General features: G+C 62.9%; 9 protein-coding genes. 6 read left to right on the top strand and 3 right to left on the bottom strand.

Annotation, left to right across the window (positions count from 1 at the left end; translation table 11 throughout):
* The first annotated feature begins 143 nt into the window (after window positions 1-143).
* Window positions 144-1,397, top strand: coding sequence for a tyrosine--tRNA ligase (gene tyrS / locus FJ434_RS02620; protein WP_140506412.1), 1,254 nt, complete (start codon window positions 144-146; stop codon window positions 1,395-1,397).
* 7 nt (window positions 1,398-1,404) lie between these two features.
* Here tyrS and FJ434_RS02625 read toward each other — a convergent pair whose 3' ends face one another.
* Window positions 1,405-4,785, bottom strand: coding sequence for a DUF3971 domain-containing protein (locus FJ434_RS02625; RefSeq protein WP_140749607.1), 3,381 nt, complete (start codon window positions 4,783-4,785; stop codon window positions 1,405-1,407).
* Window positions 4,786-4,880: 95 nt separating this feature from the next.
* Between FJ434_RS02625 and FJ434_RS02630 the strand changes: the two genes are divergently transcribed.
* Window positions 4,881-5,348, top strand: coding sequence for a peroxiredoxin (locus FJ434_RS02630; protein WP_140506416.1), 468 nt, complete (start codon window positions 4,881-4,883; stop codon window positions 5,346-5,348).
* A gap of 41 nt (window positions 5,349-5,389) precedes the next feature.
* Here FJ434_RS02630 and FJ434_RS02635 read toward each other — a convergent pair whose 3' ends face one another.
* Together FJ434_RS02635 and FJ434_RS02640 are read right to left on the bottom strand one after the other, a co-directional pair.
* Window positions 5,390-6,526, bottom strand: a complete 1,137-nt coding sequence (locus FJ434_RS02635) for a GNAT family N-acetyltransferase (protein ID WP_140749604.1) — start codon at window positions 6,524-6,526, stop codon at window positions 5,390-5,392.
* Window positions 6,523-7,524: a sterol desaturase family protein gene (locus tag FJ434_RS02640; protein WP_027143647.1), complete on the bottom strand. Its 1,002-nt coding sequence runs from the start codon at window positions 7,522-7,524 to the stop codon at window positions 6,523-6,525. The genes FJ434_RS02635 and FJ434_RS02640 overlap by 4 nt, the downstream gene beginning before the upstream one ends.
* Before the next feature lie 294 nt (window positions 7,525-7,818).
* Between FJ434_RS02640 and FJ434_RS02645 the strand changes: the two genes are divergently transcribed.
* From FJ434_RS02645 to FJ434_RS02660, 4 genes are all read left to right on the top strand, one after another.
* Window positions 7,819-9,123, top strand: a complete 1,305-nt coding sequence (locus tag FJ434_RS02645; RefSeq protein ID WP_140749601.1) for a M23 family metallopeptidase — start codon at window positions 7,819-7,821, stop codon at window positions 9,121-9,123.
* A gap of 271 nt (window positions 9,124-9,394) precedes the next feature.
* Window positions 9,395-10,561, top strand: coding sequence for an ROK family transcriptional regulator (locus tag FJ434_RS02650; protein ID WP_140749598.1), 1,167 nt, complete (start codon window positions 9,395-9,397; stop codon window positions 10,559-10,561).
* On the top strand, window positions 10,558-11,322 hold the full coding sequence (locus FJ434_RS02655; RefSeq protein WP_135864119.1) for an ATP-binding cassette domain-containing protein: 765 nt from the start codon (window positions 10,558-10,560) through the stop codon (window positions 11,320-11,322). Before FJ434_RS02650 ends, FJ434_RS02655 begins: the two co-directional genes overlap by 4 nt.
* A 39-nt stretch (window positions 11,323-11,361) precedes the next feature.
* Complete coding sequence (locus FJ434_RS02660) at window positions 11,362-12,402, top strand: sugar ABC transporter substrate-binding protein (RefSeq protein WP_140506426.1); 1,041 nt, start codon at window positions 11,362-11,364, stop codon at window positions 12,400-12,402.
* Window positions 12,403-12,421: the final 19 nt, after the last annotated feature.

The following is a 12,421-nucleotide window of genomic DNA, read 5'->3' on the forward strand; positions in this document are numbered from 1 at the left end:
CGCTTTTGCTGATCGCCAACTCTGGTTGGCGCGCGATCCGGCGCAAAACCGGAATCCACTTTTGCTGATCGCGCTTGGGTGCTAAACGCGCGCGTTCACATATGCCCGCCACGGACCGTGGCGTACGCTTCGGGAAAGAAAACATGCCTGCCTTCAAATCCGATTTCCTGCGCACGATGAGCGAGCGCGGTTTCATCCACCAGACCTCGGATGATGCCGGTCTCGACACTATTTTCGCCAAGGAAACGGTGACGGCCTATATCGGCTTCGACGCCACGGCCAAGAGCCTGCATGCCGGCTCGCTGATCCAGATCATGATGCTGCATTGGCTGCAGCAGACCGGCCACCGGCCGATCGCGCTGATGGGCGGCGGCACGTCGATGATCGGCGACCCCTCCTTCAAGGACGAGGCGCGCAAGCTTTTGACGCCTGCGGATATCGACGCCAATCTCGCCGGTATCCGCCGCAACTTCATGCCCTACCTCAAATTCGGCGGCGGTCCGAACGACGCGGTCATGATCAACAATGCCGACTGGCTGATGGAGATCAACTACGTCAATTTCCTACGCGATGTCGGGCGGCACTTTTCCGTCAACCGCATGCTTGCTTTCGATTCCGTCAAATTGCGGCTTGATCGCGAGCAATCGCTGTCGTTCCTCGAATTCAACTACATGATCCTGCAGGCCTATGATTTCGTCGAACTCTACAAGCGCCTCGGCTGCCGCCTGCAGATGGGCGGCTCCGACCAATGGGGCAACATCATCAACGGCATCGATCTCGGCCGCCGGATGGAGGATGCGCAACTCTACGCACTGACGACGCCGCTGCTCACCACCTCGTCCGGCGCCAAGATGGGCAAGTCGGCATCGGGCGCGGTCTGGCTCGATCCGGAGATGCTGAGCCCCTACGAGTTCTGGCAGTACTGGCGCAATACCGAGGATGCCGACGTTGCCCGGTTCCTGAAACTGTACACCACGCTGCCTTTGGAAGAGGTCGCACAGCTCGAGCGGCTGGGCGGTTCCGAGATCAACGAGGCAAAGAAGATCCTCGCTACCGAGATCACCGCTCATCTGCATGGCCGCGCGGCCGCCGAACAGGCCAGCGAGACGGCGCGCAAGACCTTCGAGGAAGGCGCGCTCGCCGACACGTTGCCGACCGTCGAGACGGACAAGGCCGCGCTCGAAACCGGCGTCGGCATCCTGTCGCTATTGGTCAGCGCGGGGTTGGCTTCATCCAATGGCGAGGCACGGCGGCACATCCAGGGTGGCGCCGTGCGCCTGAACGACCAGCCGGTAAGCGACGACCGTCGACTGGTCACGCTTCAGGATTTGAGTCCGGAAAATGTCGTAAAGCTTTCATTGGGCAGGAAAAAACACATCCTGGTGAGACCGGCCTGAGTACCCCTCACCGGTATTCGAAGATCGACCTGAATATCCCCGGCGCGATCACCGACAGCGGGTTGACGTCGAGCACCGGCTTGTTGGCATTGCCCCTGAGCCGGAACGTGACGCCGATCAGGCCGCGGTCGCGGCCATTGCCCAGAAGCGCGCCGACGATGGGCAGTTCGCCGAAAATGCGGTTGAGGCCGTAGGCCGGCATGAAGGTGCCGGTCATGTCCATATTGTTGTTCTGGTCGTAGAGGATGCCCTGGAACGTCGTGCCGATGCGCGGGCCACGCAGCACGCCATTGGTCAGCCTCAGATAGCCGCTGCCCTTGTCGATCTCGGCGTAACCACGTTCGAATTTCACCCGCGACGTGTCGAGCTTGCCCTTCACCGCCTGGTTGAGGCTGCGGCTGTCGCCGGCCGGCGTGGTCGAGACAATGGAGGCGAGCTTGGGTTCGTTGACGATGAAGAAGTTGCTGGTGTCGACCTTGCCCTTCATCGGTCCGTCGCTGGCCCCCGTCAGCGCCAGCGTGATCGACCCGCTTTCCATGTGCTCATAGATGTTGAGGAATCGAAGGATGGCGCCGGCGTCCGCCGACTGCACGTTGAGCGAGCGCCTGCCGTCGCCGGTGGTGTTGCTGATGGCGATGGCTGCGCCGGAACTCGCCGTCGCGCTGACCTTCAGTCCGTTGACCCTTGAACCAGCCGCACTGTAGTCGAGCTTCAGGTTGGACAGTTGCTCATCGTGGAAACCGGTCAGCTGATCGACATCGGCGCTGACGGAAATGTTGTCTGTTCCCGTCGTCTTGGTTGCAGTGTCCACATCGGACGTGAACTGCTTGATGAGCGAACGAGCATCAAGCGCGTTGCCAATGATGTCGACCGCATAGCTCTTGCCCGATCGCTTCACCGAAACCGCCACGTCGTCGCCCCTGTTCAAGGTGACCTTGCTGAACTTGGCCGAAGACAAGGCGCCGTTGACCAGCACGATGCTGCCGTCGACGGAGAACGTCTTGCCGTCGAGTTCAAAGTCGGACAGGGTCGTGGTGTCGCCGGACTTGGTCATGACGAATGTGGCGCTGGCGGGAACCCCCGTCCCCTTGCTCCAGCCGGCCCAGGGAATGTCCAGCCTGGCATTGGTCAGGTCGGCCGAGACATTCTGGTTGCCGCTGCCGCTCTTGTCGATCTTGACCTTCACCGTTCCGCCAAGCAGCGGCGTCAAGCCGGGCATGGCGGCGGCGCGGATCTTGTCGTCGAGCACCAGGGCTACCTTGCGGCTGCGCGCCGGCCCGTCATCCGCCAGCGGCTCGACGAGATCGAGTTCGGCCGGAATGCCATTCAGCGATGCCTTGGCCGAAATGACAGCCTTTTGCGGGTCGACGGTGATCGAGCCATCGGCATCGGTCACGGCCTGTCCCTCGAACGGCTTGGCCAAGGACAGGCCGGTGTAGTCGAGAGACACCAGCCAATCGAGCTTCGCGGTGTCGACGCCCGACTGCAGCGGAATGTCCGCTTTGACATGGCCGGTAACGCCGCCGGAAAGGTCCTCGGGCAGAATGCCGACATGGCGCATGGCATTGATCGGCTCGTAGGATGCAAGTTCGGCGACGGCTGACGCATCGCCGGCAACGTCGATATCGAGAGCGCCGATGACCGGCGGGCGGTTGGCTGCCTTGACGGCCAGTGCCCCGTTGCTGGCCGCCACCACGCGGCCACTGGGCATGAAGACGGTGCCCGACGACAACGAAATATCGACGTCGTTGCCGTGGAATCCGACGACGCCCACCGCGTCGCGTATCGGCGGAATGCGGCCGGCCGTGTCGAAACGCGCCCCCTCGATCTGGAAGCGGCCAAAGACCTCGTCGGCTGAAAGCGGCACGCCATTGCCGAGGCGGTCCGGCACCACCTGGAACTGGAGATTGGCGTCGACCACACGGCCGCCGAACAGGTTGTCCAGACACCAGAGCCGCGCATTGCGCGCCGAAAACCACGGCCACAGCTGTTTGACATGCGAGACCGGCATGTCATGGATGTTGAGCGCCAGATTGATCCCAGGAGCCTTGCCGTCGACGAATTGCATCGCCGCGGTGCCAAGCACCTCGCCGGAACCGGCGGACCGAACCGCGATCTGCTCGGCCACCAGTTTACGGCTTTGCGGCTGGTAGACGCCGGCGATCCGCGCCAGGAAGATCAACGCGGGCTCAGGCGATTCCGATGGCGCCAAGGTCGAACCGTCGCTGGTCAGGTCGTAACGGTAGGAGGGTTCCTCGCCCGCCACCCCGGTTGCCGGTTTTGGCCCGATCGAGCCGCCGAAATCGAATGAAGACCGGCCAGTTTTCAGCAGCAACCTGTCCACCTGGATCTTGTTGGAGCCGTGGACCAGCGTCGCATTGACATCGGCATCCGCCGGCAGCAGCCCGCGCGTGCCAAGATCCAGCACCGACCCGGTGGACGAAAGGGCGGCCATCAAGCGTGATGCGGTGGCACCTGAGCCTTCCGATCCTGTCAGCTTCAATGCGACGGCACCAAGCCTGCCGGAGCCGGCAGCAGTATCACCGGCATCCGCCAGATTGATGCTGGCATCCAGGCTTATCACCCGATGCGCGGCGATATCGCGGGTGGCGGAGGCGGCAACGGTGACTGTCCTGCCGTCGACATCCGCCTCGGAGGTAAACTCCATGCCGCCCGGCCCCGACTGAACGACGGTGGCGTCGGCGATCTTGACCAGTCTGATCGATCCGGCGTCGGGCAGCACGAACTCGACATTGCTGAGATCGATGCGGCGCATCGAATCCTCCCGCACGGCGTCGAGCGCGCGATGGATGTTGCCGAACACCGCGTCCGACAGTTTTTCCGGATCGACGAGGCCGTTCTCGTTGCGCAGCGCCGCGGTCCAGTCGCCGCCGGACGGCATCGCCGCCATGACGATGCGGGCATCGGAGATCCTGGCGCTGGTCAATCGCACCTCACCCCATAGCAGCGGCACGAGACGCACGCCAAAGCGTACACGACCGGCATCCGCCATCGGTTTGCCGTCTGATGTCTTCAGGCTGACATCGCTCACCTGGAGGGCGACGAAACTCGAACTGTCGAGAGTGATGCGGGCTGGCCCGACCGCGACATTGACGTCGACGCCCGCCAGCCTCTCTATGGCGCTCTCCGCCTCGACGCGCAGCCTGTCCGACCCGATGCCGGAAAGGCCGATGAGATAGATGGCGACCGCGGCCAGCAGCATGAATGCGACCACGCCGGCAAACACGCGCGAAAGGATGCGAAAGCCGCGGCCGATCGCCGCCTGGCCGAGAGGCGGGACGCGGCACGCGGACGGCAAGGCTCCCAGGTCGGTGATTTCGTCCCGCCTGAACCGGATCTTCTCGTGCTGCGGTTGGTCCTGATCCACGCAATCTTCCGTTGTACAAACTCGCTCGTGGACGAATCCCCGCTCGACACTATATCGGTGTGGCTTCGCGCGTAACCGTAAACAAGGGCATCGATATGGCTGACCTGGAAGTAGGCGATCCCGCGCCGCAATTCGATCTGCCGCGGGACGGCGGCGGATCGCTCAGCCTGGCCGCATCCGCCGGCAAGCCGGTCGTGCTCTATTTCTATCCGCAGGACGACACGACAAGCTGCACGCAAGAGGCGATCAGCTTCTCACAGCTGAAGCCGGAATTCGAGAAGGCCGGCGCCGTCGTCATTGGCCTGTCGCCCGACAGCGCCAAGAAACACGACAAGTTCAAGTCGAAATACGATCTCACCATCGATCTTGCCGCCGACGAGGAGCGCAAGGTGATCGAGGCCTACCATCTATGGGTCGAAAAATCGATGTATGGCCGCAAATACATGGGTGTCGAGCGCGCGACGTTCCTGATCGGCCGTGACGGGCGGATCGCCAGAATTTGGCGCAAGGTCCGGGTCAAGGGCCATGCCGAGGCAGTGCTGGAAGCTGTTCGCGAGCTTTGAGCGTCGCCGAAGCCCACCAAAGCAATCGACAATTATGGTCGCTACTCGTCAGGTGCCTCGGCCTTCGGCTGCCGCCCAGTCCTCGAGGATTTCGAAACATGGCTCACATGATCGGCCAGCGCTGCGAGATGACCACGCAGGCCGCGCGCGCCCATCATCGATGACAGCGTGACTGATTGCGTGGCGAAGCGCCGCTTGAAATCCTCGCCGCCGCAGAGAAAATCAATTGTGCCAAGGCCGCGGTCGAACGACCACTGGATATAGTCCATCATCAGTACCATACCCGGCGAGCCGCGCTCATATTCGGGATCGTAGGTGGTGACGAAAGCCATCATCGTGCCGTGCTGCTCGAAATTGATCGAGACGGCGACGATCGTGTCGTCAAGCTCCAGCACGAAGATGCGCAACAGCCCGAGGTCGGCAAGCACCGAAATAAGCGCGGAGAGAACTGGCGAGCCCTTATCGAATAGATCCGAGGCCCGACCATGCCGGGTGAGCCAGAGGCGCTTCAACGTCGCGACCCGCTCGAGCACCGGCTCGCGCGGGTCCCCCGCATCCAGGAGCCGGAAACGCAATGCACCGCTCTCTTCCATGGACTTGCGGCCACGACGATAGTTCTGCCGGCCCTTCTTGGACAACGTCTCGAACCATTCCGCCCCACGTTGCCAGGGACCCGCAACACGATAGCTGATTTCAGTGCGGTGGTTGCGCCGAAGCGCCTTGCCATGGGCCGGTCCCAACAGGGCATGAACACCGGCATCCGGCAGCAGACGGTTGAGATAGATCAGGTCGAAGCCGCCCTGGTCAAAAACATACTGCCAAAGGCCGGAGATCGCTCGCGGGTCGCTGTCGGGTGCAACCAGCGCGTCGCCATAGTCACTGTGATCCTTCGCCGCCCATTCGAGCATGCGGATGCCGGAGCGCCTGAAGGTCGCGAGCGCTATCACGCCATCGAGCCGGTCACCGTTCCAGGCAAGCCCGATCCTGAGCGCGCGCCGCTCCTGATGCGGGGTGGTGCGCCACCAGGCCGCAATCCAGTTCGGATGCTGGAAGACAAGCCCGCCAGCCCGCTGCCAGAGCGCACTCCAGGCCGGTGCGATCTCGGCCAGGCGCACCGCCGATGTCACGACTTCGAAGGTGCGTGTCCGCGGGATCGCGAGCACAACGGGAGCGTTCATGGCCGTGTTCCTTCCGATGACCGCGCGGTTCTTGGCCGCGGCTTTCCTGGCCGCATGCGCCTGGCGATATGCCCCCACATCCGCTTCAACGGCATGACGTAGAGCCCGGCGAGCGACTGGTAGTCACGCACATCGCGGTCGACCAGCCCGAACTTGAAGTCCTCGTCGGGCCTCGGCACACACAATGTTCCGAAGAGCCGATCCCAGAACGAGAAGAGCAGCCCGAAATTCTTGTCGTAGTGGCGCGGATCGACGCTGTGATGCAACTGGTGCCAATGCGGACACAGGATCAAATTGTTGAGCGGGCCGAACGAGATCTTGAAATGCGTGTGCCTGACGAAATCCATCATCAGTATGTTACGCATGACATAGACGTTGACGCCAAAGACGGTCAGTTCGACAAGGTTCAGCGAAATGAGCGACCAGATGCCGAAGCACAGCCCCACGATGAGGCCGTCCCAGGCTCGGTTCATCAACTCGTCCAGCGGATGGACCCTGTCTTTGGTGATCCCGACCATCACCTCGGCCGAGTGATGCACCTTGTGCAGTTCCCAAAGCAGCGGATAGCGATGCTGGGCGACGTGATAGAGATAATAGGAGATGTCGTAGGCGAGCAGCATGCTGACGGTGAAGATCAGCACCGTCACCGGCCCTGCCGGCCCCTCGATCAGAGGCGGCTGAAACTGGAACAGTGTCGAAAACAGCCAGTTGGTCCCGTAGCCCACCGCCGTGACGAAAACGATTCCGGCGGGGAGCATCAGGAAAGGCATCAGGGCCTTCTTCGTCACCCAGAACAGCAGGTCGGCCTTCGCCGAGGGATGGGTGATGACCTCATGCGGGATGACGAACTCGAAGAACTCCTTCCAGCTCTTCTCCTCGACCGTGCGCCAATAGGCCACGAGTGCGCTGACAAGGGCAGTCAGCAGCAAAAGCCCGGTCGCCAGCAGACTGGTGGCCGAAATCTTGTCGAGGATCTTGCCAATCAGATCGTTCAGCATCCCTACCGCCACGGTGAATCCGAAGTACCAGCACGCCTTTACTCGAAAAACGTCAATTAATCGCAATCGAAGACAGTTAAGAAACCCAAGTCTTGCTCTGCGGGCGACAGGCCACTGCTGGCGGAGCATTGGTGCTCATCACCAACGATTTCGCGACATGGCGGCCGTACCCCGGCGGTTTTCATGCAACCTCTTGCGCGCGCTGCCTGCATTCGGCGCGACGCAGCAAGCCTTTGTTAACCCTAATAATGTGTAGTCAGGCTGTCGTGGTGTCGTAAACGAAAGCTTGGTCCCGTGAACGTAACCGGTCAGTCCGCAGTCTTCGGCAGGCGCAAGGAACTCCATACGGTCATCATCGCACGGGGTAACGAGATCAGGCACTTCACGATACGGCCCTGGCTCGCGGCATTCATCGGTTCGGGACTCGCCGCCATTGCCATCGGCTATCTCCTGGCCACATCCTATCTTGTGCTGCGTGACGACCTGATCGGCGCCACCACCGCGCGCCAGGCGCGGATGCAGCAGGCTTACGAGGACCGCATTTCGGCGCTTCGCGCCCAGGTAGACCGCATCACCAGCAGGCAGTTGCTCGACCAGCAATTGATGGAAACCAAGGTCAGCGAACTGCTTCAGCGCCAGACACAGCTCAGCCAGCGGCATGGCCGTCTCGGCCCGCTGTTCGAACGTGCCGAGAACGACGTCGGAACGGTGCCGGCGGAAGATCCGGCCGCGACCGCCAAGCCGGACAAGCGCGCCGAGGTGACCGGCAGCATCAACCAGCCCGCGCAGACCTACGCGGTCGCCGGCCTGGGCGCCGACCTCGGCAGCGCCGACACGAGGCCCTTCTCCTTGTGGTCGACCCGCGCCGATCCGCTGCCCAGCGATTCATCCGCCGATCGTGCCGACAAGCTGTTCGTCTCGATCAACCAGTCGCTGAAATCCATCGAGAATGATCAGCTCAGCCGCATCAGCACGCTCGCGGACAACGCCTACAAAAGCGCAGATGCCATCCAGCAGGCGCTGCAGGCGGCCGGACTGCCGGTCGACAGCGATTTCGGCAAGAACGAAAGCGATGTCGGCGGACCGTTGATCCCGCTCGACTCCTCGATGATCTTCGACAGCAAGGTCAAGGAACTGGACGAGGCGCTGGACACGCTCGATCAGCTGAAAAAGGAAGCGCGCCGGCTGCCGCTCGCCAATCCCGCCCCTGGCCACTCCGTCACCAGCCCGTTCGGCGTGCGTACCGATCCCCTTCTCGGCACCGCCGCGCTGCATTCGGGAATGGACTTCAGGGCGCCCATCGGCATGCCCGCCAAGGTCACCGCGCCCGGCATCGTGACCAAGGCCGGCTGGAACGGCGGCTATGGCCGCATGGTGGAAGTCGATCACGGCAACGGCTTTGCCACCCGTTACGGGCATCTGAGCGAAATCGACGTGACAGTCGGCGAGAAACTGGATGCCGGCGCCGTCATCGGCAAGACCGGCAGCAGCGGACGCTCGACCGGCCCGCATCTGCATTATGAAGTGCGGCACAATGGCGAGGCGATCGATCCGCTGCGCTTCCTGACCGTCGGCAGGAAAGTCGCGCAATATCTTTAGCAAGGGCAACCGCCCGCCGGGGGGTGAATCGGGACCACCGGCCAGCCACGCCTCTCCCTCGCCAAGCAGTCTCCGCACGTCGTCAAACTGCTGACGGCCATCCGCCAACGGCAGGACCGCAAACCGTCGCTTCTTAGTCTCATCCCTAATCCACATCGAAGGTGAGAAGCCGTGGAGTCGGCAGCTCGGTCCGCGTGCCGGATTATTTTTGAATTCCATTTGACTGAATAAATATTTGATGCGAACCTCACGTCAAGCAGGGGCGCAAGGCATGGCATTGCGAGGGACCAACCAGGAGTTCGGGCGGCCGTACAACCGGCGCATCGTACTTGAGTCCATCCGCCGTCATGGCCCGATCGCCCGTGGCGACATCGCCAGGCATGTCGGGCTCACCGTCCAGACCGTATCGACCATCGTTCGCGAACTGGAGGAACAGGGCTATATCCTGTCCGTGCGCGAAGAGCCGAAGGGCCGTGGCCTGCCACCGGCGACGCTGCGCATCAACCCGGAAGGCGGCTATGCCGTCGGCATCCACCTGACGCCGCTTGGAATAGACGCCGCACTGATCAATCTCAGCGGCGACGTCATCGAGAGTTCACGTCGCGAAGCGCACAACCCGGCGCCCGATCATGCGTTCGAACAGATTGGCGCCATGGTCCGCGACCTGACGGGCAAACGGCCCGGCGGCCGCGTCATCGGCATCGGCATGGCCCTTCCCGGCCCGTTCGACGTGGACTCCATGAGCTTTGTCGGCCCGACCACGATGACCGGCTGGAAGCACGTGGCGCTGCGTGAGCGGCTGACGGCCGCGACGGGATTGCCGGCGTTCTTCGAGAGCGACATGGCCGCCGCCGCGATGGGCGAGCGGCTCTATGGCATCGGCGCCCGCCATTCCGACTATTATTATCTCTATTTCGGCGTTGGGCTTGGTGGCGCCATGATGCATGACGGCAGCGTTCTGCGCGGCGCCTGGGGCAATGCGGGCGAGATCGGCCATATTCCCATGGTCCCCGAAGGCGAGCTTTGCCCCTGCGGCAACCGAGGCTGCCTCGAGCGCTACCTCTCGCTTGAAGCGCGGGGCCGCCGGGCCGGCAATGACGCCGATTGGGTGGCGCAGGTCGGCCCGATCTTCCGCAACACCATCGCCATCATCGAAAACCTCTTCGACCCAGAGACGGTCGTGCTCGGCGGCCTGGCGGCATCGGAGTTGCTCGAACGCCTGGCAGACGCGGCCGAACCGCTGCACAATTCGGTTTCGGCCCGCGCGGACCGCAAGACGCCGCGCGTCGTCGTCGCCAGCGGCGGCCAGCATGCGGTGCTGCGCGGCGCGGCGGCACTCGCCGTTTCCGGGGTGTTGTCGCCACGCTTCGGCCAGATGTTCGCCGCCGAACGCGGGCGCGGCCGCGACATCCTTTCGGCCGGGGAGATTGCAGCATGAGCGAACCCCTGCTGGTGCTCGACAACGTGACCAAGAACTATGGCGCGATCGAAGCGCTGAAGGGGATCAGCTTTTCCATCGGCAAGGGCGAGGTGGTAGCGTTGCTCGGCGACAATGGCGCCGGCAAGTCGACGCTGGTCAAGATCATTGCGGGCGGTCTCGAACCGACCTCCGGCCGCATGCTGTTCGAGGGCAAGGAGTTCCTGGCCCGGTCGCCGGCGGAAGCCAAGGCGGCAGGTATCGAGACCGTCTACCAGGACCTGTCGCTCTGCACCAATGTCGACGTGGTGGCCAATTTCTTCATGGGCCGCGAGATCACCAGGAAGGTGCTTGGCATTCCCGTGCTCGATGAGCGTGCCATGGAAGCCGTCGTCGGGAAAGCGCTGGCCAGCGCCGGTACCCGCATTCCTTCACTGCGCACCAATGTCGAGCATCTCTCGGGCGGCCAGCGGCAGGCCATCGAACTCAACCGCTTCGTGCACTGGGGCGGCAAGCTGGTGCTGCTCGACGAACCGTTCGCCGCACTTGGCGTCGAGCAGACGCGGCGCGGCCTCGACATGATCCGCCAGGTGGCGAGCCAGGGCATCGGCGTCGTCATCATCACCCATATCATGCAGCAGGCTTTTCAGGTCGCCGACCGGATCGTGGTGATCCGGCAAGGCGTCGTGGCGGGCGATGTCGCACGCAACAAGACAAGTCCCGACGCGGTGATCAACATGATCACCGGGGAGACGCTTGCCGGTGCCGGACCGGCGGGCTGAGGGACAAAGAGGGGTCCGGCTTAACAGGGAGCCAACGACATGAAGCGAATACTTCTTGCTGTCTTCGGTATCCTGGCACTGGCTTTTGCCACACTCACGCCGGCATTCGCGCAGTCCAAGGGTATTGTCTACTACATGGTGCCGACACTGCTCGACGAGTTCCAGACTGGCTCGGTGAGCGCGCTGGAGCTGTTCCTGAAACAGACCGGCTACGACATGAAGACGCTGAACGCCGACAACAAGACCGACGCCCAGCAGTCACAGATGAACGACGTCATCGCGCTGAAGCCGGCGGCTATCATCCTGGCCGCCGTCGATTTCAATGCGCTGAAACCGTCGATCGAGGCAGCGCGCGCCGCCGGCATTCCGGTGGTCGAGTTCGACCGCCAGATCACGTCGACGCCGTCCGACTTCACGTCGGTCGCGGGTACCGTCGAGATCGGCTACGTCGCCGCCGACCAGGCCGAAAAGCTTCTGAAAGCCAAGAACGGCTCGGTGAAGGGCAAGGTCTTGCAGGTGCTTGGCGATCCCGGCGATCCCTATACGCTCGACATCCAGAAGGGTTTTGAAGAGAAGATGAAGGCGTTCCCGGACGTCAAGATCATCTCGCTGCCTGCCATGCAATGGGAGGCCAGCAATGCCGGCACCATCGTTGCCGACCAGATGCTGGCCAACCCCGACATCGACCTGATCTTCAGCCATGCCGCACACCTGTCGGTCGCCGCCGTCGCCTCGCTCGAGGCCGCCGGCAAGAAGCCTGGTGACGTCATGCTGATGAGTTCGAACGGCGCGCCGGTCGGTCTCGACCTGATCCGCAAGGGCTGGCTCAACGTCGAGGTCGAGCAGCCACTTTACGCACAGGCCGCGGCCGTCGCCATGTTCATGGACAAGGTCGTCAAGAAGGAAGAGATCAAGCCCGGCGAATACGATGTGCTTGGCCTGAAGTCGACCGTCACCAAGGAAGCCTGGGGCCCGAACATCAAGATCCCGGGCGCCGCAATCACCAAGGAGAATGTCGACAATCCGGCCTTCTGGGGCAACCAGAAGCCGCCGACCGATACGGTCAAGCCGGTCGAATAGACAGATGGCCCAACCGCTC

The organism is Mesorhizobium sp. B2-5-13, assembly GCF_006440535.1.
Lineage (GTDB): Bacteria > Pseudomonadota > Alphaproteobacteria > Rhizobiales > Rhizobiaceae > Mesorhizobium > Mesorhizobium salmacidum.

Excerpts from the sequence above, each read along its gene's own strand:
- tyrS (WP_140506412.1), top strand. The coding sequence starts at position 144 with ATGCCTGCCTTCAAATCCGATTTCCTGCGCACGATGAGCGAGCGCGGT.
- FJ434_RS02630 (WP_140506416.1), top strand. The coding sequence starts at position 4,881 with ATGGCTGACCTGGAAGTAGGCGATCCCGCGCCGCAATTCGATCTGCCG.
- FJ434_RS02635 (WP_140749604.1), bottom strand. The coding sequence starts at position 6,526 with ATGAACGCTCCCGTTGTGCTCGCGATCCCGCGGACACGCACCTTCGAA.
- FJ434_RS02640 (WP_027143647.1), bottom strand. The coding sequence starts at position 7,524 with ATGCTGAACGATCTGATTGGCAAGATCCTCGACAAGATTTCGGCCACC.
- FJ434_RS02650 (WP_140749598.1), top strand. The coding sequence starts at position 9,395 with ATGGCATTGCGAGGGACCAACCAGGAGTTCGGGCGGCCGTACAACCGG.
- FJ434_RS02655 (WP_135864119.1), top strand. The coding sequence starts at position 10,558 with ATGAGCGAACCCCTGCTGGTGCTCGACAACGTGACCAAGAACTATGGC.
- FJ434_RS02660 (WP_140506426.1), top strand. The coding sequence starts at position 11,362 with ATGAAGCGAATACTTCTTGCTGTCTTCGGTATCCTGGCACTGGCTTTT.